The organism is Streptomyces sp. NPDC006372 (assembly GCF_040612515.1).
In the GTDB taxonomy this organism is placed as follows: Bacteria; Actinomycetota; Actinomycetes; order Streptomycetales; family Streptomycetaceae; genus Streptomyces.
The window spans coordinates 16409-40044 of sequence record NZ_JBEXQJ010000039.1 but is presented as its reverse complement, the minus strand read 5'-3'; the positions used below and the strand labels follow the sequence as shown (position 1 = coordinate 40044).

The window sequence follows — 23636 nt, the reverse complement described above, 5'->3', positions numbered from 1 at the left end:
ACGGGATCCACCTTCGGGTGCCCTCTTTCGACCGGGGCATGCCCCACGTAAACGCCAGACCGCGCCACCCCTTCCAGCGCGTAGAAATATCTACAAACATGGGGGTCGCCGGACCGGCACGCGGGGCCCGAAGCCCGCGGGTCACCGGCCCGTGTCCAGCGTCCGTCGCGGCGCAGCCGACAGCGCCTGGGGTGGCCATGCAGAGCGTCATGTGGAAGCAAGCCGTCGAGTGGCTCGCCGCGGCCGCCACGGACCCCCAGGAGTGCAAGCGGGAGTGGGACCACGGCACGGGAACGGCACTCGTGGAGGCCGGGCGCTACTGGGACGTGCTCAGTGTTCCCGACCGGCTCGGTCTGCTCGCCCTGGACATCCTGTGGCGCGACCCGCTGAAGACGCCCGGCCCCACTCTGGTGGACTGCGCCGCACGCAGAGTGGGGTTCTTCCTGCCGCCGGATCCTGTCAGCGAGTGGGTCGGGTTCGGTGTCCGGCACGTCGGACGGGGTTCCTGGGTCGCCGTGCCACCGCCGTACCGGCCCGCCGGACGCCTGGAGTGGCTCGTCCCGCCGGACGGAACCGGCGCCCTGCACACGCCCGGCACGCTCGAGTCGGCCCTGCGGGAGGCCACCGGCACACTCGCCGTGCTGGCGCCGGTCAGCGCGGAGCACGTGGGGGCCGACCGCTGGTGAGGCGTGCGTCGTCGGGGACAGCGGTGCCGGAATGCCGGCCGGCGGCCCAGGTCGTGAAGGCGGCCCAGGTCTCGCTCGCGGACGGGGCGGCGAAGGAGACCCACTGGCCGTCACGGTGCTCCGGGACGGCGTGCCCACGAGCCTGCCATTCGGCGACCAGCGCCGCGTAGATCGGCGGGTGGCCTCCGTATCCGCTGGTGAGTTCGGCATACGACCGGGGCGCGGCATCGGTCCCGAGAGGGCGCTGCGCCGTCTCACTGCTGTCCATGCCAGGGCAACGCGACTCCGTACGCCGCTGGTACGCGTGCCGGGCCGCGTCCGTCGGGTCGAGTGAATCCATCACCCGTACGGCGGCACGCAAGTACCGGACAAACATCCAGTCAGGCGGTCGCCCGTTCACGCCGGCACACGGAACGGTGGAGACCGGCTCTGATGGTTTCCTCGACCCCGGCCCTGTGCGTCCGGTAACACTGACCTCAGGCCGAGGACCGGGCGGGCACCGCAACCCGAACCGGTCCTCCCCGTACGACGGCAGGGAGAGGCCATGTCACAACGCCCTGACCTCGGGCAGCGCAGGGCCGTACTGGAGCACGAATGGTCCCGCTGGGTGCCACGGCTGAGCGTCCCGGGCACCCGGCCGGGCGGCAGCGCGGCGTTGCGCCACGAGGTGACCGAGTCCTGGGCGCGTTCGCTGAACAGCGTGGACCCCGGGCGGGACAGCGCCCCGGTCACCGACGGCGGCCTGGTGCACCAGCGCTGGACCTCCTCACCGCTGCACCGGCCGGTCTCGGGCCTCTCCGGGGAGTTGCACAGCATCGCCGAGGACGCCGGGTTCGTCACGGCGGTCACCGACGAGTCCGGCACCATCCTGTGGACATGCGGCGGCGCGACCATGCGCCGCAAGGCCGAGCGGGTCAACTTCGCGCCGGGCGGCCGGTGGGACGAGCAGGCCATGGGCACCAACGCGCTCTCCCTCGCGCTGCGCACCGGCCGCCCCAGCTCCGTCTTCTCGGCCGAGCACCTGGTGTCGGCCCTGCACGGCTGGGTCTGCTACTGCGCCCCGGTGCACAGCCCCGACGGCCGTGTCCTCGGCGTCCTCGACCTGTCCACCACCTGGGACCGCTCGCACCCCCTGGCCATGTCCACGGTGCGCACCCTGGTGTCCACGATCGAGGCCCGCCTGACCACGGAGCAGCACCGTCCGGGCGAGGTACGGCTCACCTGCCTGGGCACCGAACAGGCCGTGCGGGAGGGACGGCCGCTGCCCCTGCGGCCCCGCCGGCTGGAGATCCTGACCCTGCTCGCCCTCGAACCCGACGGCTTCTCACCGGAACGGCTGCGCGCGGCCCTGTACGGCGACCGGCCGGTCACCGCGTCCACCTTCAAGGCGGAGATCTCCCACCTGCGGCGCACCCTGGACGGTGGCATCGCCGCCCGCCGCTACGCCCTGACGGTCCCGGTGTCCTGCGACGCGGCCGACGTGCTGCGCGCGCTGGAACAGGGCGACACGGACACCGCCCTGCGCCTCTACGGTGGCCCGCTCCTCCCCCGCTCGCAGGCGCCCGGCATCGAGGAGTGGCGCACCCGCCTCGAAGTGGCCGTACGCGAGGCCGTCCTGGCGAGCACCCGCCCGGAGCACGCCCTGCGCTACGGCGAACGGGCACCGTACGACGCCGAGATACACCAGCACGCGCTGCGCCTGCTCGACCCGGGCGACACCCGCCGGGCGATCGCGGCGGGACGGCTGACCACGGCCGTGCGCGCCTGAACTCCCCCTCGCGGCACCAACCTCGCGCCAACCTCCGGGCACCACAGTGAGGGGCGTCAGCGTCACAGGGGCGTGGCCCTCACCCGCCCTCCCCCTGCCCTTCACCGAGGAGAGCCGCCATGGTGTACGCGCAGCCCGGAACGGACGGCAGCATCGTCACGTTCGCCCGCCGCTACGACAACTTCATCGACGGCGACTGGGTCGCCCCCGTCGAGGGCCGCTACTTCGAGAACCCGACCCCCGTGACCGGCAAGTCCTTCTGCGAGGTGGCCCGCTCCTCCGCGGCCGACGTCGACCTGGCCCTGGACGCCGCGCACCGGGCGGCCGACCGCTGGGGCCGCACGTCCACCGCGGAGCGCGCGGGCGTCCTGAACAGGATCGCCGACCGCATCGAAGAGCACCTGGAGAAGATCGCGGTCGCCGAGACCTGGGAGAACGGCAAGCCGGTCCGCGAGACCCTGGCCGCCGACATCCCGCTGGCCGTGGACCACTTCCGGTACTTCGCCGGCGTCGTCCGTGCACAGGAGGGCAGCATCGCGGAGATCGACGCCGACACCGTCGCGTACCACTTCCACGAACCGCTGGGCGTGGTCGCTCAGATCATCCCGTGGAACTTCCCGATCCTCATGGCCGCGTGGAAGCTGGCCCCCGCGCTGGCGGCCGGCAACTGCGTGGTGATCAAACCGGCCGAGCAGACCCCGGTCAGCCTTCTCTACGTCATCGACCTGATCGCGGACCTGCTGCCCCCCGGCGTCCTCAACGTGGTCAACGGGTTCGGTGTCGAAGCGGGCAAGCCCCTGGCCTCCAGCCCACGTGTGGCCAAGGTGGCGTTCACGGGGGAGACGACGACCGGCCGCCTGATCATGCAGTACGCCAGTGAGAACATCATCCCCGTCACCCTGGAACTGGGCGGCAAGAGCCCGAACATCTTCCTGCCCGACGTCATGGCCGCCGACGACGAATTCCTGGACAAGGCGGTCGAGGGTTTCGTGATGTTCGCCCTCAACCAGGGCGAGGTGTGCACCTGCCCGTCGCGCGCCCTGATCCACTCCTCCATCTACGACGAGTTCATGGCCCGTTGCGTGGAACGCACTCGGGCCATCGTCGGCGGCGACCCCCTGGACCCGGCCACCATGATCGGCGCACAGGCGAGCAACGACCAGTACGAGAAGATCCTCTCCTACCTCGACATCGGCCGTGAGGAGGGCGCCGAGGTCGTCACGGGCGGCAACCCGCGTGCGGTTCCCGGCTTGGAGGGCGGCTACTACATCGAGCCGACCATCTTCCGCGGCACCAACGACATGCGGATCTTCCAGGAGGAGATCTTCGGTCCGGTCGTCTCGGTCACGACCTACGACTCGGTCGACGAGGCCCTGAAACTCGCCAACGAGACCCTGTACGGCCTCGGCGCGGGCGTCTGGACGCGCGACGGCAACACGGCCTACCGCCTGGGCCGCGAGATCAAGGCGGGCCGGGTGTGGACCAACTGCTACCACGCCTACCCGGCCCACGCGGCGTTCGGCGGCTACAAGAAGTCGGGGATCGGGCGGGAGACGCACAAGATGATGCTGGACCATTACCAGCAGACGAAGAACGTTCTTTGTAGCTACTCGCCCAAGAAACTTGGGTTCTTCTAGGGCACGTGAAGTAGGCGCCTAGCAGGGCCTTTGCCCTCTGGGCGCCTTCATCGCCAACGCGTCACACCACCCCCGGGCTGGCCTATTTCTCCCGATATGCCTATGCCCGAGGCAGATCTTCCGGACCAGTCACGGACCAAGGAGCAGACTCGCTTGGCCTGACCAACCTCGGCGGGACGGTGGCGACTAATGCGCCAACCCGTTCGGGGAGATCAAGAGCGGGTACCTGGCAGTCTTTCCATGCTTGTCACACGCCCCCGTGCTGGACGCCCAGACCTGGCTCGGACCCGATGAAGCGCTGCTCAGAGGGCTGGCGTGAGTGACGGAAGAGACGGGCGGGGCACTGGTACCGGTCTTTGATCTGTCGCATCCTATGTGTATTGCAGCGCGTTACGAGTCATGGCGAACAACACACACTGTGCGGCACAGCCTCAGACAAGTCAGTTGGGTCATAGCAGACGATGCGCACCTCTTTCGCCCTAAGCGCCAGTGGCCGCTGGCCGAACTAGGAGACAACACAATGGGGCCAGCCACCCATCAGCTTGCGGTCGCCCGCGTCCAGCCAGCAGTATCCTTGACCGCATCAGATCGAGCTCACTACGGTTCCGAGCGGCCTGCAGATCAGTGACCGAAGCCCGCGCCGGAACCTGCCCGCCGTGGGCATCGATCACGGGGTTTCGGAGGCCAGCCAAGGGGGGAGGCAGGCCAGCGGTGCGGTGCTTGGAGTCACCCCTGCGGAGGCCGCGGTCCCGGACATGGCGGAGGTCAAGGAGCACTCCTCCGTGATCTTCGGCGGCTGGGGGACTCCCCGAGGTCGTCATGAGGCGATCACATCCGGGCAACCAGCAACCCAGGGCATCCCTTGCCGGGGTCGATCTGGGAATCCGTCCGGCCTGCCTCGTCCCCTCATTCGCCACCCACCACCGTATCCCCGTCGAACCGCAGTTGCGTAATCCGCGACTCGCCGACCCACTCCTGCAGGGTGTCCAGTGCAGCGGGCTCAAGTTTCGTGGTGAAGAGGATGGCCAGATGCTCTCTGGCCCGTGAGCATGCCACGTAGAAGAGGTTGCGTGCCCTGATGAACGCCTCCAGTTCCTTGTCCATCAGTTCGTCGCGCCGGGAGAAGTTAGCCAGCATCTCGGGGATCTGGAAGCGGGAATGTCCCTTGCTGACCACGGCGAGGACCCGGTTGAACTCCAGTCCCTTGACTCCGTGTTGTGTGGCGAAGGGCGTGCCGCCGCCGAGGTGCTCGTTCAACGCCAGCAACTCCGCGTACGGCACCTGGCGCAGTTGTTGGTACTCCTTCGACCGCGCCGCCGCCCGGGCTTCGGCCTTGTCGTCACTCACAACCTGCGGGTCGGTGCCGGATGGTGACACTGCCTTCCGGTGACGCTCGCGCACCTTCCCCAGGCCGTCGAAGAGCTGCTGCTCAAGACAGAGGTCGAGGACGTCGCCGACCGTGCCCGTCTTGCGGGCCTCCCCCAGTTTCGTCAGGAACGCCATCCATTCCTGCTTGTCGGCCGACGAGTTGATGGGTGGGCGGCCACGGGGGTCGAGTGCGTCGAACATCGCGCCGTAGCGCTTGTTCCGGTGGTGGAGCAGGGCCGGTTCCAGCGTGTCCATGAAGAAGGCCATGGCGTGGTCCTCCTTCCTCACGTAGGAATCGTTGCGCCGAAAGGCCCCGTGGAGCTTCTGATATCCCAGTTCGCCGGCGATCGTCTCGTGCGTGAGCATGAGGATCTTCGTACTGGGCTCCTCCGCCCGCGCCTGGGCATCGTGACCGGATGCCCCGGTGTTCCATAACCGGTCGCGGACGTCGTCCAGTACCCATTTCCGGGCCGCGTGGGCCGCGTCCCAGCCGAGCTGACCCTTCCGGTGGTGGGTGAGCCTCGTCCCGGCCCATTCGTTGGTGTGATAGACGGCGACGGTGCCCTCGCCAACTCCTGACGCCGTGGTCTGCGTCAGTTCGGGACGCATCGTGTTCAGGAGGTTCACGACGGCGCGCTGCGAGCGCCGATTGCGCCGTCTGAAGACCGGTGTCGGGCGGGCGTCCTCGAGTGCCCCGCACGCGTTGTCGTAGATCTGCTGCCAATGGTCCCCGAAGAAGCCGCAGAGGGGGCCGCGCGCGGTGGCCTCATCGCCCGGCGTGCCCAGCATGGCCTCCGCCAGACCGGTGGGGGTGTCCTGGTACTCGTCCACGAAGACGATCGGGAACCGGTCGGCAGCCAGGGCCCGGAACTTGGGAAGGGCGAAAAACGCTCTCGCGAGGACGGGCAGATCGTTGTGACCCAGCTGCACCCGACGGCTGTCGTGGTCCACTTTCTGGAAGCCGGTGCTGTACTCGACGGTGTAGCCGTCCAGTGAGGTGTGGCCCTCCATCTTCGACAGCATGATGTCCAGCTCGACGATGTGGCGCAACAGGTGCTTGCGGAAAGGGGAGAGCAGCTGCCACAGGAAACCATGGATGGTTTCGGCGAACACGTACGGGCTGCGGTCGGTACGGCTGATGATCTCGTCACGGGCCACATTGGTGTAGGTGACGCAGGCGATGCGCTGGTGGGGCCGCGGGAGGTAGCGGGGGCGGTCAGCCAGGATACTCTGGAGCGCCTCGATCAGTGAGCTGGTCTTGCCCGCCCGGCACCGGCCTCCACCTTGAAGTGACGGCCCGCCTGGAGAGCCGTCAGGATCGTGTGCGTGACGTCTTTCGCCTCGGTCGTCACTGGACGTCCACCTTCGTCGCCGTCCCGTCCTGTGCCATGAGCCACTCGAGGCCGCGCCTGATGTACTTCGGGACCTGCCAGTCGTGGTCTCCGAGGACGTGGTCGAGGGCGAAGTCGGCCTTGCTGCGCCTGGTCTCCACGCTGCTACGGGCCTGTTGTTCCAGTTCCTCGGAGGGAGCGGCACCCGTGGGGATACCGAACAGGGCCCGGTTGGCCAGCGCGAAGGCGTCCTCGAAAGTGCGGCCGCACGGACCGCCGGGCTCCTCCGGCACCTGGTAGGCGAGGCACATGCTGCCGCCGGCGATCGGCGGGTCCGTCTCGGCCCGCTGCAGCAGCTCGGCCACCGTGATGTCGGCCATCTCGGGGGACCACGCCCTGATGGACTGGTTGGACGTGCGTCCGGATTCGGACACCAGGCATTTGCGGATCTTGGGCTCCCTGTCGTCGACGGGATCAAGATCCGTGATGATCAGGGCTGGGATCCCGAGGACCTTCAGCAGCGGATAGAACCTGTGGGCATGCGCCCCGCCGACCTCCATCAAGGTCACGTACTGGTGCTGGGGCGTCTCTCCGGGCCTCCTCGCCGCCAGCTTCTCCTCCGCAGCCGGGACGAAGATGCGCTCGCTGGCGCCCTCGACGAGGATGGCCTTGTCCGCGAAGTAGAGGTCAGCCCGGGTGAGGGTCAGGTACTTGCGGAGGAACCTCTCGTCGCCGGTCACCTGGGACAGGTCCTTGATGACGGTGCGGGCCGGCCCCGGCTCGCTTCCGCTCTCCACGGTGTCCTCCTCCTTCCGGAAGTACCGGATGTCGGAGAAGTGTCCCCGGTTGGCCACGTGTGCCGAGTGGGTGGTCACCACGAACTGAGCGTTCCACCGGGGGCTGCTATCGATTGCTGTGCTGCTCTCCTCGACCGCTCCCTTTTGCCCGGGCATCGTCGCTCTCATCTGAGCGTCGATCCGGGGGAACAGATTGACGGAGTACGTGAGTCGCTGGATGAACGCCTCCTGCATCTGCGGATGCAGATGGGCCTCCGGTTCCTCCAGGAAGACGAGATGGATCCCCGACTCCGGAGAGGTCGCCGTGTGGTCGCGGTAGCAGGTGAAGAGCCTGAGCAGAATCATCACCAAGTTCCGCGTACCGAGGCCGTTGTACGACTCCGGGAACCGCACACCGGCCACTCCCGGATAGTGAATGCGCGCGAAGTTCCTGAGCAGCCTCTTGGAGTCCAGCCGGGCGGCCGTGACGAACTCCTGGTTGGCCAGACCCGGATAGCCGAATGCCTTCAACGTCGGCGCCACCCGTTCGCGGACCTTCTGGAGGCTGCTGTCGAGACTGCCGGAGGTGTCCACGAGTGTCCTGTCGATGTTCGCGGCGAGCTCCTCCAGCCACGTCGCGTTCTGGCTCTTCTCCGCCGCGGTCAGCAGTTGCTCGAAGACCGCTCCGATCGGCGCGGCATGCCCCTCGCCCTCGTCGTCCAGCCCTCGCTGCGCCTCGACGAAGTCCACCCTCACCAGGGTGCGCACGTCCGCGAGGTCGACCGGTCGGACGTTCGCCTCATCGGTCGGGTCGACCGCCATCACCGACATCTCGAAGTGCTTCGGGATGCCTCTGCCCAGCCGCTCAAGCGTGGCGGTGACATCCGGCCCCACCGGCACGCCGCCGAAGAACTCCTTCAGGGCACCGTCCCCCAACGCGAAGGCGAACCTGATCACCACCTCGGAGCAGTCGGGGTCGAGGTCCACCACGAAGGGGGCCAGGGGTCCGTACTGGCCGCAGTCCTTGTCGTAGGAGATGTGGAGGGTGAGGGTGACTGCCGGAACCGTGTCGCGCGCCTGCTCCGCCTCACCCGAGGCGAAGAGGCGATGGGCGGCGAGGAACTCCTCGTAGCAGTCGGCGGAGAAGTCCTCGATGCGCAGCGCGGCTTTCTTCCTCGCCACGAAGAATTCGAACAGTTTCGCCAGCGAGGTCTTTCCCGTGTTGTTGCGTCCGACGCACAGTGTCACCTTGTCCGTGAAGGAAAGCTCGGTTCTGCGGAGCAGCCGGAAGTTGCGGATGACCGCCTTGGTGAGCCGGGGCGGCACCGGGACTACGGTCCCGTGTGGTTCGGCGGAGCCGTCTCGCGGGCCTGGGATGGCACGCGGATCACTGGGCTGGGTCATCGCGTCTCCCTGCTGCGCTCGTACACACCCTGGGACGTCCGGCGGGAACACACAGCAAAGGAAGCCGCAAGCCCCATGAGATGCCGTCGCCCCCTCAGGATCTGGGGCCGCATCTTGTCACCATAATTCTCTAAATGCACAGCGGTCGCATTTGATTCAGTTTCGGTCACCTATCGATCTGAATTCACTCCCGAATGTCCGAGATACGGCACCCATGCGGCCACCACCTCATAGGCCGACGGACCGGGTGAGGGATGGCCATGTACGAGGCGCACAGCGTGACCGGTGCTCAGCGAAGGCTTTGCGCCAGGAGCGGTGAATGGGTCCGCATCAGGTCCGATGCCAGCCCATGTCCAGTCCCGTCGAGTCCTTGAGGACCTGGTTCAGCGCTTCGACCTGTCCGACGTCGTCGAAGAGGCTGCGGGGACGGTGGTCGTGAGCGAGAGGGCCGACGCCGTGCAGGATGTCGTCGTACGCCGACGCCACGGCGGCACCTATCAGTAGGTCCGTCGCCTCATCGAGGCCCGCGTGCTCCGCCGGCCACCGGTACTCACCCTGACTCACCTGGAACACCGGGAACAGCCACTGCATGTCCCGGTCGGGCTTGATGAACCTGGTCGCTCTCTCGCCCAGGAAATTGACGCCGTAGTGCGAGATTGAACAGACGTCTCTTTCCCGCAGGGCAAGCAGACGTGAAGCGCACATGAGGGACACGGCAGGCGTACGCGCGGACAGGTGCATGGGGGCCGTGGCGGCTTCCCGGAGGGTCGAGAGGTCGGACAGACGGGAAGCCAAGCTTCCCATCGCTCGGATACTGGAACTCCAGGTCCGTCTCCCAGCCCGCCATCGCCTTGGCCGCCGTCACGAACCGGTAGGGAGGGTAGAGCTCTTTCCAGTCGACGGACGGGTCGTCGGAGTTCAAGCCCGGCACCACAGGGTTCAGTGCGAAGTCGATGAGGGCCAGGACGGTACTTCCGCCGAGGGTGCGCCCTGCGAGAGCACGCGCCAGGCGACACGGCATCCCATACTCGCCGTTCAGCACCTCGAGCAAGAACTCGCGCAGCGCCGGGTCAGCTTTCCGTATGAAGGCGCCCTCGAACTGGAAGAGTTCGTCGAGCACCGCCGCGCACTCGAAGAGGACGCGAGTGGTGAGCGGGCCCTCGGAGGTGTGCACGAGCTCCAGGGGCCCGTCGATGCCGACGCGTACGTCATCGGGACACTCGACCATCTCCATGCCCGCACCCTGGCGCCACATTTCTTCGAGGGAGTGCTCCATTGCCGCCCGCATGTCCCAGGTGGCGGTGTCGAACTCCGTCAGGCCCTCCGGGTCCAAGAGGAGGTAGTAGGCGAAGTAGAGGTTGAGCCAATCCAATTCGCTGTATTTCAGTTCCCCTTGGGCGTGCTTGGGGTAGCGCTCGAAGGAGAAAAAGCGGAGTCCACTGCTCCGGTTCTCGTGGAGATGCTCCACGTCTTGTCGGGGCAGGTGAGAGATCGTGTACGCGGCCAACTGGCCCCTCGTGCGCCGCAGCAGGCTCAGAAGAATGCCGACAGTGGATCCGTGATATTGCGCCCAGTGGCTGCTCTCGTGGACATAGGTCTTGTGCCAGGAGCCGACCGTCGTCACAAGATCGCTGGTGCGCGTGCGGGTCTGATCCTGGAAGAGGATCTGGCTGCGCAGATTCAACTCGGCGCCGCTCGAGTTCCGTAGACGTGGAGAGTGGACGGTCACCGGTTCACTCCTTCCGAGCCGTCCGCACCCTGGTCGTCGTCTTCCGGTCGAGGAGGCGCCTCCTCCACGGGCCCCCGGTCACGCGCCCGCTCGACCAGTGCCTTCAAGGCGTCATAGAGGGTGTTCGTGGCCAGTCCGGCGGCGACGGAGATGGAGATCTCCGCCCAGTGGGCGTGGCGTAAGGAGTCGCGCCTGTTCTGCTGCAGGGGTGTGAGGGCGAGGGAGCACTTTCCGGCGAGGTGCTGATCCGCCTCTATTTCCCGTGCCAGCACCTTCAACTTCGCGGCTTCGCCCCGGTATTCAAAGATCGGCAGGGCGGGAGCCTACAACTGGCCTCCGGTTCCCGGATCGGGAGTCGGACACCGCCGTCTTCGCTGGAGGACCGCGGTAGCGCAACGTCGGGTGAGTTCGCCCCCGGGTGGTCGATTGAGGCCAGCGACGACGTGGGGGGGCCGGTATAGGCGCGGTCGGCGAGGACAGGGACGCCTTGTCGCTCACAGATCCGGATGATGTGGTGGCCCACGCTGACACTCACTTTCCAGCAACATGCGGCTGTCGTGGGTCGCTTCGGTGACTGATGGCCGGCGCGGTCCGACGCGCCCGTCGCCATCAGGGCGGCACGCGGACACAGGCGCCTGGCGTGGCCGGAGCCATGCGGCGAGCCAGGGTTCCCGGGGACTCGCTTCCGTCTCCGCTGATGCCAGGGCATGCGGGCATATGCGGCTGACCTCGGAGCGTACGCGACCCAGTCTGCAGCGACTCCTGCGACCGCGCATCCGATCGACTAAGGGCGACCACCTGTCAGGCACTGCAGAACCGCGGCCTGGTCCTGGTCTCCCAGATGGGTGGGCAGTGGAGCGTCGCCCTGACGAGCGGCGGCCGGCACTACCTGGCGCAAGGCACATACCCCCTCCCCGTGGATCGCGCCCGCGGAAGGCCCAGGCCGCCGCTCTGCAACCCCCGTCCCCGCGAGCGCTGGAAACTCCGGCCTTCGCGCGAAAGCCAAGCCCACCTCCACAGCGTCGCGTGACATTCGGGCTACTTCTCGTGCCGACCGGTAACGGGCAGAACCTTTCGGAGGGCGACAAGTGCGGGCTCAGCCTGCTGACCCGGACGCCGCAGATGAGTTGACGGGCCTTCAGGCCTGACCGGACGAGGTCCTGGAGTCGGTCGGGGCCAACGCAGATGGGCTTCCCATTTCGGACGGCGATCTGATCGAGGCGTACCGAAGCCGCGGCGAGGAGCTGGCAGCCGCACAGGCTGCGGGCGCCGATTGAGCCGACCGGCTGAACAGGCGTCATTCGTTGCCGTTCAGCGGTCCATGTAGCTTCCGACGAGCTCGGTCCGATCGTTCGAACTTCGGCATCAGCGAAGCTGCCGGCGCAGTTCGGGTAAGGGCTCAACAGGATCATCGACGGCTGCCCGTACCCAACGGGTGCCATTCAGCTCGATGTACTGCTGATTCCTGTGCCGGTCCGGCTGGTACCGAGTCAGCCGGACACTGACGTACCCGTCGGAGCGGGAGCCGTCGGCCGTACCCAGTTCACGCGCGAGGCTGCGGTCGGCGGCGCGGGGGCCGAGGAGCAGGATTCCCTGTTCACGCAGTTCCGGCACAGCCTCGCGCAGGCGTCGCTGCCAGTGTGTTCCTCCGATCTGGCGAAGGGCAGAAGGAGCGACCGGTCGCTCCTGGACCCGGACGAACAACCGCACCATGCGGCGGACACGGGGCCCGGAGAAGACGGCCTCCCGGTCTTCGGCGGGGAGGTGCAGCAACAGGTTCTCCGGCAGCGGCTCCTGCATGTGCAACCACAGCACGGCGCTGGTCAACGCGTCAGAGCGAAGTGTTCGACGGCCGTCTGTGGTGGCTCCGGCGTTCAGGTGCAGGGGTTCCAGCCTGAGCACTCCCATGGACCACCGGGACCGGTGGTCGTCCGCCTGGATGAGGACGATGATCCGTCCCGGGTGATCAGCGGCAAAGCTCCACCGTCCGGACAACGAGAATTTGACGTCGAAGCCCACGGCGTCGACCTCGTCCCCGGCCGCGGGGAGAAGGAGATCGGTTGAGTCACCTGCCAGGAAGGAGGGCCAGCGCCGCAGGGCTTGCTCGATCGACGTGATGACCCCTGACCTCTCCTTGGGGCTCAGACGAGCGGGGTCAAATCGGCCGGTCGTCTCCGTGTCGAGCATCGCGTCGATGCTCTCGCGCAGCAGCATGCCCATCCGGCGGCCTTCGGGATCCGCTGATTTGCACGCCAGTGTGACACGGCGCAAGTCGGGATCGTTCAGCGGCCACACCGGCTCTGCCGGAACGAGCAGTCGAGCCCCGGAGGCTGCCTGGACGCTGGTGTTCTCGATGAAGAACTGTTTCCCGCGTACTCCGGCCGTCATGGCGGCGTGCGCCTCTGCGGACATGTGCGCGGTCGGCCAGGTCGCGCTGCTGCGCGCCAGCGAGCGTATGGCGTGGTCGTGCAACAGCAAGCGGGCGCGGTGCCGCACCGGTGGCGCGCCGGGGGCGATGTCCACGGCCATGTGCACGGTGTACGGGAAGCCGGAGACGGTCAGGGTCCTCGGTAGCTGCTGCGCCAGACCGTGCACGAGTGCGGCCGTCTCGATCGAGCCGTCGGCGATCAAGAGACAGCCGTGTGAGATGGTCTCTCCCGACACGAGGTTCATGTTGGGGACGACACGGCTGCTGCGGACCGCCTCGAGAGCAGCCAGCAGCAGAGCGTCCGACAGGCGGGCGTCCTCCTCCTCGTCCTCGATCTCACCGGTCAGCTCCAGCCCGATCACGGTCTTCACCCCGTAGGCCCTCTTCATGGCCTTCAACCGCGCCACTGTGGCGTTGTCACGCCCCTCCATGAGCGAGACCGCCTCATCCAGCGCCTCCAGGGCCCGTTCCGGCTCGCCCATACCGGTGAGTACCGCAGCGTACATGGCCAGGGTGGTGGCCCGTTCCCGCTCGAGGCCAGGCCGTTCGAAGCAGGTGAGGGCCGCTTCGAGGGCCTCGACGGCCTCCTCCGACCGGTCCAGCTGGAGACATGTGTCGGCCATCTCGGCCAGCACTTCGCCCATCGCGGGCTTCTCGTCCATGACCTCGTAGACCCGGCAGAGCTCTGTCTGCACCTCCAGCGCGCGGGCATGCCGCCCTGCCGCCGAGGCGGCGACGACCAGGAGGTGCCGGGCATCACGGGCCAGCCGCACACGGGTGGGGGCGAAGTCCACGCCGGCCACCGCCTCGGCCAGTTCCAGCGCGAGGGACGTCGCGCCGAGGTTCAGCTCGGCTCGCGCGAGTCCCAGGCGGGCCTCCGCCAGTGCGTAGGGATCCGGCAGTGCCTCGAATGCGGCGCAGGCACGTTCGTAGTGCCGCCGCGCCGGGGCGAACGCGCCCCGATCCAGCGCCAGGGCTCCGGACAGCGACGAGATGTGCCCCGTCCACAGATCGTCGCGGACGCCGTCAGCCGCGAGGATCAGCGGTTCCAGTTCCCGCGCGGCCGCGTCCACCCGGCCACCCGCATGGTGCGCGCTGGCCACGGCGAGGCGGGCAAGTCGGATCTCCGGGGGAAGCCCCTTCGCGACGGGTGCCGTGAGCGCTTTCGCAGCCTGCTCGAAGTCACGCCGGTGGAGGGCGGATCCGCCGACGTCCCGAAGGAGGAACAGCAACTCGGAAAGGGAGTTCCGGGTGTGCTGGTCGGCCTGGACGCCGGCCTCGGCCACGTACGTGAGGGCGTTCGCAACCCACGTGGAGGACAGGCCGCCCGTAAGGGAGGAGGCAACCTGCGCGGTCACCGACACCTCCGGGACACCCAGCAGGCGTACGAGGCCGGACCCCGGGCGAGAAGCTTCGTGCAGGATCGAGGCCGCTGCCAGGTAGAAGTCGGACAGGCATTCATCCGTACTCGGGCGCCCGTCACGGCCGTACCCGGGTCGGCCCGGATCGGGGCGTAGCGCGGCGTGGAGAGCCGAGTGGAACCGGTACCGGTCCACGCCCCGCCGCTCCAGTACACCTGCCCGGACGAGGGGTTCCAGGGTCTCCCGCGCACCGTGTCCGTCGCGTTCCAGCAGTGCCCCGGCCTCGTGCAGGGTCAGTAGTCCCGTGCCCACGGCGGCCAGGCGCGCCGCGGCCTCCCTCAGGTGTTCAGGGAGGACCCGCGCCAACTGCCCGAGGAAGACGAAGCGGTCCTCCCCGTTCCATGTTTGTCCCCGGGCTCCGCCGATCAGCCGGATGAGATCATCGACGGAGCGGGTCGCGTCGAGCGTGAACCACGCGGCGCACAGCTCAACCGCCAAGGGGCTCCACGGGCCGTTCGCGTCAACGGCCGCACGCAGCCGCTGACGGTCGGAGCCGGACAGCCGCGCGCCGGACACGGCGGCCAGCATCTCGCACACGTCCCCCTCCGGCAGTGAACGCAGGCCAACGGTGGTGAATCCCCTCGGCGAGCGCCCCGGGTCCCGTACGGTCACCAGCCATGCGCAGAACGGGGCCTTTGCGGTCAGCCGGTCGAGGAAACCCGTGGCGTGCGCGTCGTCCAGGACGACCAGCGTCCGTCGTCCCCGCAGGGCTGTGACGGCGGCCGCCACGAGCTCGTCCGTGGTCCGTGGAACGGACTCTGCCGGCTGCCCCAGCGCGGTCAGCAGCATGTACAGGGCCGCGTCCGCGTCGACGGGGTGCGGTGTCGATCCGCGCAGGTCGAGGAAGACTTGTCCGTCGGGGAATGAATCCCGCACCCGGTGGGCGATGTGCAAGGCCAGAGCGGTCCGGCCCGCGCCCGGCCGGGCACCGTGCTCGGTCACGCACACCCGGCGGGACCCGTCGCCCGCCGCGACGAGCAGGTGAGCCAGGTCCTGGACCCTCTGTTCGGAACCCACGAAAGGTACCGGGGCGGGAGGCAGTTCGTGCGGGCCCGGGGCGGAATCCGGCTCCGGCTGCGGGTGCAGCCGTACCGTCCGCGGGTCGGCGGCCCTCTCCGGTACGGAGACGCCGAGCAGCTCAAGCGTTTCCCGCGAGGCGCGGGCGAACGGGCGAAGCTCGGCGGGCAGCTCCTGGGAAGCGGCCGGGTCGGGCAGCACCGCCGCCAGTCCGGGATCGCCGCCGATGCGCTCCCGGAGATGGCGGTCGAGTGCCTCGTGCAGCCGCCAGACGTCGTCCTGGGGCAGCTGTTCCCGCAGAACCTCCTGGGCTGCCCGCGTCAGCGTGAGCTCCACCGCGTCACGGTCCTCGGTGACCTGGAACAGGCCACTCGTGACGACCTCGGCCACGTCCGCCGTCGTCGCCTCCGGCACGAGTGCCTCCCGTACCAGGTGCAGCACGGCCGAGCTCAGCCGGTCGAAGGTGGAGCAGAGCACGGCGAGCCGGACCGCCGCCCTGCTCGCGGTGCGCAGGAAGCCGTGCGCGCGCATTTGGGGCGGCACGGGCCGGGTGGCCGGCACGGAGCGTGCGGGCAGGCGGCCCGTGGGCGGTACGAGGACCGCGCTGCAGCCTGCCGGATCGTTGCGCATCAGTGCACGCGACCAGCGCCCGACGGAATGAGCGGACAGAGACAGGACGGGGACCGGCTGCCAGGGGCCGAGCCCGTCGGACGAGCCCATGTCGAGCAGCGGCGGGACGTCGTACGGGAGCCGGGTGCCGTACGGACCGGGGACGGTCGGGGTCGTCCGGACCATCGGCAGATCCAGTCCGGTGCCGGGCCACAACCTGGTGGGCAGGGGGTTGAGCAGGGCGGTCGGTGTAGCGCCTGCCCAGGCGTGCACAAGTTGCCACACCTCGGGTCGCCGCCAGGGGGCCGCAGCGCAGTCGGAGACGAGGACCACGAGCATGCGTCCGCTGGAAGACCCCAGCCGCCCCGGTGAGACGGGGGTGCCGTCCGGCCTGAACGTGAGGTCGCGGACCCGGAGCGTGCGGAAGGCACTGATACGGGTGGCGAGCGCCGTGAACTCCTCCACGGTTTCACGCCACACCCGCATGCCTGGCGAACGGTCGACCACGAACGTCACGTCGAACCACCGCTCAGGGGCGGGGGCGAAGACGGGGATCAGCTGACCGCTGCGCGCGTAACCGGCCACGGTCATGTCGACATCGAGTTCGCTCCGCCGTCCCTCGCGCCAACGCCGCTTCCACGGCCGCAGCGCACGCGTGAGTTCCAGGGCCTGCGGGAGCGCGGCCGCACGGGGTGCCGGCAGAGCGGTGCCGCGGAGCAGGTCCCGCTCCCCGGTGCGCCGCTCGTGCAGGGTGTGGTCGGCGGGCCGGTCGGCTCCGGCCGCCGCGCCAGAGCGCCCGGCGTCGGGCGACTTGACGGGCGCGGCAGCCGTGGGCTGTGGTACGGAACGGTCCGGTGTCGGGGCCGGCCTGACCGGGTTCGCCGCGGGCCGGTCGGGCCGCGGATCCGTCGGCTGTTCCCGGACCGCGGCCGAATCACCCGCCATCCGCGCGGCGAGCCACAGCACTTCGGCCAGAGCGGTGCCATCCAGGTCCGGTGCGGCCGCGCGCAGCGCCGTCAGCACCCGGGACAAGCCCTCAGACGCGCCGGGCTCGTCAGGCACGGGACAGCTCACGCAGCAGCAGTTCCTCGATGTCCCGTCGGCGGTCCTCGTCGGGGGCGTTGTCCGAGCTGAGGAGATGGACGGCGTTCAGCAGCTGGTCCACCGCGAGGTTCTCGCCGGCCTCCAGGCGGGCGACGAAGGCGGTGATCAGTTGCTGTGAGGTGGTCGCCCCCGCGGTGTCCTCATCGAGGTGCGCAGCGACGACCCTGGTCAGGGTCTCGACCGTGGGCCGCGGCATGGTGAAGCGTACGCAGCGGCGCAGGAACGCGGCGGGGAAGTCGCGTTCACCGTTGCTGGTCATCACGATGAAGGGGAATTCGGTGCACTGAACCCTTCCCCGTTCGATGTCATGACGGTGATCGCCGTCCCATTCGCGGACCGCGACCACCTCTGCCGCGTAGCGGGCGAGCTCGGGGATCTCGAACTCCCCACGCTCCAGCACGTCCAGCAGGTCGCTGGGGAGGTCGAGGTCGCTCTTGTCGATCTCGTCGACGAGCAGGGGCCGCGGGTGCCGGCCAGGCAGCAGGGCGGTGCCCAGCGGACCCATGCGGAGAAAGGGCGCGATGTCGTCGCTGCCGTTGCGACCTTCCAGCCGCTGTGCGTGAATTCGGCCGAGCGCGTCGTACCGGTAGAGGGCCTCGCCCAGGGTGCTCCGCGAGGTGATGTGCCAGCGCAACACGGGCCCCAGACCGAGCTCGACGGCGACCTGCTCGATCACCGTGGACTTGCCCGAGCCGGCCGGACCCGTCAGCAGGAGCGGGCGGCGCAACAGCAATGCGGCGTTCACGGCCTCCACCAGTCCGGGCTGCGGCACGAACTGCTTGTGGAGCGGTCGGCGCGGGAACTCCCTCCAAGGCGGCGCCGGATCGAGCGGGCGCGCCTGCTCGGGAGGACGGCCGTGCCCGACGTAGAAAGGCTGCCAGGTCATCAGGGTGTCTCCCCCTCGGTCGTGTACTTCTGGAACCAGCGGCAGAATTCGAGGTAGTCCAGGTCGTCCCAGACGGCGCGCAGCCGGTGCAGGTCCCGCTGGTCCGACGAGCCGGAGCCATGGCCGGGCGGGCCGGACCGCCGGCTCTCGCGGTACGCCGTGCAGAACTTGCGGGGCAGTTGATGCCAGCTCTCGTCGACGTACCGGCGGACGTCCTCGGGGACCCGGCCGCCGCCCTCCGGCCACAGGACGATCGGCGAGGCGGCGAGGAGGGTCGCCATGATGTCGCCGAGTTTCGCCGGCCGGTGACCGAGGGCCACCGCCCGGCCCTGCGGGCGGCTGCTGAGCCGGCTGTGCAGCTCCCCGTCGGGTCGAGTGTCGTTCTCCTCCAGCCAGTCGACGCGCCGGCCGCATGCCGCGGCTTCCATCGCGCGCAGGTGCTCCCGGGCCTCGTCGTTGATCCACCACAGATGCTCGGGCGGCTGCATCCGGTCGCTCCAGCGCAGGATCACGTCGTGCCGGTCACCGAGCCGCCTGCCATAGTCGGTCTCCTCAGGGCGCCACTGCACCAGGAGCGGGGCCGGGGCCGCGATCTCGACCCTCTTGAGGGGGAAGCCGAGGGTGTCGGCGAGACCGGAGGCCCACCGCAGGGCGGCGCCGATCTGCCGTTCGACCCCGCTGCGGTCGGGCCGGCAGGGGAACTCCTGATGCTGGTGGTGGGCGTCGCCGTCGAGCAGCCACGCCGTCAGGGACTCGGGCCATTCGTCGCCCACGGCGGCGTGCAGCGAGACAACGAGCCGCAGCCGCATCTCCCGGGCTTGTTCCGCCCATTTCTCGAAGGCGTCGTTGAGGTCGATGTCCGCGCCGATGTCAGCGGCCCACTGCCGCAGGACGGGATGCTCGGCCGGCACGCCCGTCGTCATGGCGAGGGAGGCGACGAAGCGCACGAGGGGAATCACCGGGCGCTGGGCCACGAGCGGTGCGCGCAGTCGCAGGTACTCCACCGCGTCACGCAGCAGGTCGTTGCCCGCCGCGCTGGGCAGCCCCTGGGCCTGCGGAGCGGCCGTGACCAGCGACCGGTTCAGCACCTTCGAGGTCAGTTCGCTGCCCGGCCACGCGGCCAGCAGCGAACGGGTGCGCGCGCAGTGCCGGACGGCCTCGATCACGGCGCGCGCCCGTGCGCCCTCCTGAGGACCGAGGGCGGCCGCTTCCTTCTCCAGGTCCGCGATGTCACCCATGAGCAGTACGTCCTCCGGACGTCCGCCGTCGATGCCGCCGACGACGGTCGGCCTGGCGGGCAGCGCGCGGGCCAGAGCCGCGAGTGCCAATGGTCCCAGCAGCCGTCCCGCCCGGAGGATCGTGTGCCGCCGGTTGTACGCCAGCCAAAGTCCGGTCTCCTCGAACTGGGCGCCGTCCCAGTCCATCCGGTGGACGTCCTGGCCGACGGCACCGCCGTCCAGACGGACGGCCTGCAGGACGCTCTCGGGAGAGAGGCATTCCGCCGCCCGCTCGACGCCCTGCCGGACGATCTTGGTGATGGTCCGGCTGAACCGGAGGTTGAACGCCTCCTCCGCGACGCCCGCGCCCATGAGCAGGGACATCCGCGTGTTGCCCTGCCGGATGCCGGAGGCGATGGCCTTGACCTCGGGTACGGCGCCGGCCGCATGGCAGGTGTCCACGACGGTGATGATCCCGGAGAGGCCGGGCGTCTCCACGACCTGCTTCAGCAGGGATGAAACGTCGACGGTGGTCGTGAGTTCGTCCCGCCGTGAGTCACTGGCCATTAAGTACAGGTTGCCGCCGGACGCGATCCCGTGACCGAGCAGGGCAAGGACGAGCACCGCGTCCGCCTGCCCGGCCGCTCGCGCAGCCGCACGAATCGCCTGTTCGATCTCGGACTGACGGATCTCCCCGTACAGCAGGGTCTGCGTCGGGTGCCCGGTCGCGCAGGCCCCCGCGTCCGGCGCCGTGAGGACGGCGTGGAAGGACTTTGCCGCGTCCTTGAGTTCGGTGAGGGTGCCCAGATCGGGGCATTGCGCCGCGACCACCAGGGCGTGGCGGCCCCCGGTCACTGTCCCGCGAGGGTGTCCAGGGCCGCGACGATCGGGCCCGCGACGGCCGGGTGGGCGAGGTACTTGGCGGCAGGGTGCACCCACAGCCCGTCCGAGTCGACGCGGTCGCTCACCGGGCCCGCCTGGCTCGCGTTGGGCCGGATGAAGCCCTCCAGCACCGGGCGGGCGGCGATCACGTCGTCACGGTCCCAGAAGTTCAGCCAGCGGCCGACGACATCGGGGGTGCTCGGCGGCTGTGGCCGGGTGCGGGGCAGCACGGCGGTCCGCATACCGAGGGGCGAGCCGAGGGTTGCCAACAGCGGGATTTCCGCTTTGTGTTCATGGAGGGTTTCCAGGGCGACAACTGTGCCGAGCGAGTGGGCGACGACCACGCTGGCACCGTCCTGGTCGAGGCAGCCGGCCACGCGCTCACGGATCCTCCGGTCCAAGGAATCGCCGGAGGAGTCCGGTTCCCCACGGTTCAGGTAGCGGGCGACCTGACCGAGAACCGTCAGCGTCAGCTGGGAACTCGCCAGGTCGCCGAACCAACGCAGGCCAGGAGCGGACGTGAGCGTGGTCAACGCGTTCAGCGTCCGGCGGCCGACATTGCCGAGCCCCTGGCCCTGCCCGGCCGGTGCGAGCCGGGCCCGGGCATGCAGCAACACCCGACGCTCCGGTGCGGCGAGGCCGGGATCGACGAGGTGCTCGTCGATGGCTTCGAGCAGCAGCTCGGCGACGAGGGCCTCGTCCTCGTCGGCGCCCCAGGACCCGTCGGCGCCTTGCGCGCCTGCCCGGTGGAAGAGATCGCCGTAGTGGGCGAAGCGCGTGTCGGCGCCCCAGCCGCCTGTCAGCGCGGACACCCACCGGTCATGCCCCGCGCGCCGTGCTCCCTCCGCCAAGGCCCGCAGCCACTCGCCCTGCTCGGCCTCGACGTCGCGCGGCGCGCCGATGCCATGAACGAACACCAGACGCGGCTTCAAGATCCCCCCCAAGTCGGCCTACCAGTTTAGGTGAACCGAAAGACACTTCTCTGCGGGACCGGCGGTCGGGCGGACGGCGCGACGGGCAGGCAGCAAAGGCTGCGTCTCATGCGGCGCTGGTCATCGACGGCGGTGACGGTCCCTAGCCCGCGGCCTCAACAGATTCTTCTTTGCAGCTCCTTGATGTTGTTGATCCGCAATTCTTGGAGCGGCGACGTCAGGCGATGTAGTCCCGGCTACGGGCGCTGAACCTCTCGTCAGGCTCGTACTCATCCTCATTCGGCTCCCACTCGGGATCGAAGTCGGGGTGGCCGATGTACGCAGTAGCAAGGTGGCGAAGCACGGCCTGGAGCGCGGCCAGCGAGACCGTGGCAGGGCCACGAACCATGAAGTCTTCGGCATCGGCGTTCCGTTGCTGGCACTCCACCAAGCGCAGGAGCCCGCGCTTGGCGGCAACATCGGCAAGGATGCGGGCGCTCATGTCCCCTGAGTCCTCGCTTTGCTTCACCGCGCGGGCCGCAGCGCCGTCCTCGTCCAGACGAGCGCTCAGAAAGAACACCAGGTCCGCAACAACACGGTCCATCGGGTACCCCTCGGTCGGTAGGTGTGAGTGACCATCATCCACTGGCGCTCTGACAACCCGGTCCCGCCTTTCTGTTGGGTTGAAAAGCGTGCTGGGGCGAAAACTGCCGCGGCGACGTCACACACCCGCGGGACGACTTCGGGGCTGGTCTCTTGATCCTGGAACTGTTCGCGGGTCCGGGTGGATGGAAGTCACTCTCTGACCCTCCTCGGCACCCGGGACATGAAGCCCCGCAACCCCCGCCCTCGACGAGGGCGACGACCTCGACGACCTGCCCGACACGCATCCGCAGCAGCCGGTGCTACGCCGAGCGTGCTCTCCTCGTCGAACCCCGTCGCCTCACCAACGTCGCCGGGATCGAGCCCGGCTCGTTCTTGAGAATTACGGGCACGGCGCCCTGTCCGCCGCGATCCGCACCCTGACGCTCCCGGCCCGGTCCAGTATGCGCAGGACACCAGCTGGCTCAACGCAGTGCTCGCCGAATGATCGAGACCGAGCACGTCCGCCGCACCCTGTGCCTACCACCCTCACCGCCGCCGACGCCCTCGCCAGCGTGGTGAACGACATCGCCTCGCGGTTCCCGCTCGGCTCCGGCTCCCTGCCCCGCACTCCCGCACACGCGCCGACCGCAGCCCCCTAACAACGCCGAGGAGACGGCCGATGAGGAGTGGCTGCTGCTCGCAACCTCGACGGCACACCCCGCTGAGCAGATGCGGTGGCTGACCGGCGACAACTTCACGCTCCCCCTGCACGCCGGACTGTGGTAGTGCCAGACCGTTCTGACGTGGCGCGTTGCCCCCGTCGAGCCGGTCACCGTCCTGTGGGAGGCCCAACAGCGCGGCCTCCTCGCATCTGGCCTCGGGCCGACCGAACTCCTCGATATCCTTAATCGCGGACAGCAACTGAGTGGTCTACAGGCTGCGCTGGGCGCGTGTGGAGGGGCGCTGCCGGGAAAGCGTAGTCCAGAAGATGCGTTGGCCTCAGCCAGCTGAAACTCTCGGGCGAGGGTCACTCGACTTTTGTGGCGGCCTTGGAGTCCGCCGTGCGGTGCCGGTTCGCCCTCAGCCCGGTGAGCACATCCCTCGGTTAGTCGCCTGTCGTGACCGGAGCCCGCCTCAGCCTCGCTGACCAGATGTTGCAGTACGCAGCAGGGGCGGGTTGAGCAGCCAGGCGTGTCCACGGCGGTAGAGGGCGGCCGGGCGGCCGGTAGGGGGCAGCCACTGATCTCCCGTCGGCTGCACGAATCCCGTGGTGTTGAGCACCTTGCGGCGGAAGTTGCTCGGATCCAGTGGCTGGCCCCAGATCACCTCGTACACCGTGCGGAGATCTCTGAGCGTGAACGTCTCCCCGCAGAAGGCCGTGGCGACAGCGGTGTACTCAAGCTTCCTGCGGACCTCTTCCAGCGCCTCGGTCAGAATTGCCTGATGGTCGAATGCCAGGGGGAGCGTGCTGTCCTCCAAGCGCGCCGCGGGGGCCCAGAAGGCGCATGCGGCGTCGGTCCCTCCGACGGGCGTCGGCAGGTTCGGCCCCAGTGCGAGGTAGGCGACGGTCACGACTCTGCCTCTTGGGTCACGCCCGGGGTCCGCGTAGGTTCCGAGCTGCTCCAGGTGCAGCTGACTGCCGTCGATGCCGGCCTCTTCGGCCAGCTCGCGCAGGGCCCCGTCCCGGAGGGTCTCGTTCTTCTGGACGTAGCCACCGGGCATCGCGGGCATGCCGTTGAAGGGGTCCAGGCCGCGCTCGATCAGGAGCACCATCAGCTGGTCGTCTCTGAGGGTGAAGATCGCAAGGTCCACGGTCAGCCACGAGGGTCCGACCTCGTCTGAGTCTTTCAGCCAGTCATCCACCCGCACCCCTAAAG

At 68.9% G+C, this 23636-nt stretch carries 16 protein-coding genes; 4 read left to right on the top strand and 12 right to left on the bottom strand.

Going from position 1 to position 23636, the window contains the following annotated elements; all coding sequences use genetic code 11:
• Positions 1-197: 197 nt before the first annotated feature.
• The gene (locus ABZ016_RS36630) at positions 198-686 is read left to right on the top strand and encodes a hypothetical protein (RefSeq protein WP_356921051.1); all 489 of its coding nucleotides are present in this window, start codon (positions 198-200) and stop codon (positions 684-686) included.
• Here ABZ016_RS36630 and ABZ016_RS36625 read toward each other — a convergent pair.
• The gene (locus ABZ016_RS36625) at positions 652-954 is read right to left on the bottom strand and encodes a hypothetical protein (protein WP_356921050.1); all 303 of its coding nucleotides are present in this window, start codon (positions 952-954) and stop codon (positions 652-654) included. The genes ABZ016_RS36630 and ABZ016_RS36625 overlap by 35 nt on opposite strands.
• A 276-nt stretch (positions 955-1230) precedes the next feature.
• Here ABZ016_RS36625 and ABZ016_RS36620 point away from each other — a divergent pair, with 276 nt between their 5' ends.
• Positions 1231-2454: a GAF domain-containing protein gene (locus ABZ016_RS36620; RefSeq protein WP_356921049.1), complete on the top strand. Its 1224-nt coding sequence runs from the start codon at positions 1231-1233 to the stop codon at positions 2452-2454.
• A 119-nt stretch (positions 2455-2573) separates the two neighbouring features.
• A complete protein-coding gene (gene adh / locus ABZ016_RS36615) occupies positions 2574-4091 on the top strand; it encodes an aldehyde dehydrogenase (RefSeq protein WP_356921048.1) in 1518 nt (505 codons plus the stop codon).
• 906 nt (positions 4092-4997) lie between these two features.
• Here the strand turns inward: adh and ABZ016_RS36610 are convergent.
• The 10 genes from ABZ016_RS36610 to ABZ016_RS36565 form a co-directional block, all read right to left on the bottom strand.
• On the bottom strand, positions 4998-6617 hold the full coding sequence (locus ABZ016_RS36610) for a hypothetical protein (protein ID WP_356921047.1): 1620 nt from the start codon (positions 6615-6617) through the stop codon (positions 4998-5000).
• 190 nt (positions 6618-6807) lie between these two features.
• Entirely contained in the window at positions 6808-8970 is a 2163-nt protein-coding gene (locus ABZ016_RS36605) for an AAA family ATPase (protein ID WP_356921046.1), read from the bottom strand.
• A 330-nt stretch (positions 8971-9300) separates the two neighbouring features.
• A complete protein-coding gene (locus ABZ016_RS36600; RefSeq protein WP_356921045.1) occupies positions 9301-9534 on the bottom strand; it encodes a hypothetical protein in 234 nt (77 codons plus the stop codon).
• On the bottom strand, positions 9521-10699 hold the full coding sequence (locus ABZ016_RS36595; protein WP_356921044.1) for a hypothetical protein: 1179 nt from the start codon (positions 10697-10699) through the stop codon (positions 9521-9523). The genes ABZ016_RS36600 and ABZ016_RS36595 overlap by 14 nt, the downstream gene beginning before the upstream one ends.
• Positions 10696-10977 (bottom strand): hypothetical protein, encoded by a 282-nt coding sequence (locus ABZ016_RS36590; protein WP_356921043.1) that lies wholly within the window; start codon positions 10975-10977, stop codon positions 10696-10698. Before ABZ016_RS36590 ends, ABZ016_RS36595 begins: the two co-directional genes overlap by 4 nt.
• A gap of 1087 nt (positions 10978-12064) precedes the next feature.
• Positions 12065-17248 (bottom strand): NaeI family type II restriction endonuclease, encoded by a 5184-nt coding sequence (locus tag ABZ016_RS36585; protein ID WP_356921042.1) that lies wholly within the window; start codon positions 17246-17248, stop codon positions 12065-12067.
• Positions 17229-18164 carry an ATPase gene (locus ABZ016_RS36580; RefSeq protein ID WP_356921041.1) on the bottom strand — a complete coding sequence of 312 codons (936 nt, stop codon included), beginning with the start codon at positions 18162-18164 and terminating at the stop codon, positions 17229-17231. Before ABZ016_RS36580 ends, ABZ016_RS36585 begins: the two co-directional genes overlap by 20 nt.
• Positions 18164-20236 carry a caspase family protein gene (locus tag ABZ016_RS36575; RefSeq protein ID WP_356921040.1) on the bottom strand — a complete coding sequence of 691 codons (2073 nt, stop codon included), beginning with the start codon at positions 20234-20236 and terminating at the stop codon, positions 18164-18166. The genes ABZ016_RS36580 and ABZ016_RS36575 overlap by 1 nt, the downstream gene beginning before the upstream one ends.
• The gene (locus ABZ016_RS36570) at positions 20233-21195 is read right to left on the bottom strand and encodes an alpha/beta hydrolase (protein ID WP_356921039.1); all 963 of its coding nucleotides are present in this window, start codon (positions 21193-21195) and stop codon (positions 20233-20235) included. The genes ABZ016_RS36575 and ABZ016_RS36570 overlap by 4 nt, the downstream gene beginning before the upstream one ends.
• A 217-nt stretch (positions 21196-21412) precedes the next feature.
• On the bottom strand, positions 21413-21778 hold the full coding sequence (locus ABZ016_RS36565) for a DUF6221 family protein (protein ID WP_356921038.1): 366 nt from the start codon (positions 21776-21778) through the stop codon (positions 21413-21415).
• Positions 21779-22292: 514 nt separating this feature from the next.
• Here ABZ016_RS36565 and ABZ016_RS36560 point away from each other — a divergent pair.
• Positions 22293-22418: a hypothetical protein gene (locus ABZ016_RS36560; RefSeq protein WP_356921037.1), complete on the top strand. Its 126-nt coding sequence runs from the start codon at positions 22293-22295 to the stop codon at positions 22416-22418.
• Between the two features lie 475 nt (positions 22419-22893).
• On the opposite strand, the gene ABZ016_RS36555 is transcribed toward ABZ016_RS36560, so the two are convergent.
• Entirely contained in the window at positions 22894-23622 is a 729-nt protein-coding gene (locus tag ABZ016_RS36555) for an NUDIX domain-containing protein (protein WP_356921036.1), read from the bottom strand.
• Between the last annotated feature and the right edge of the window lie 14 nt (positions 23623-23636).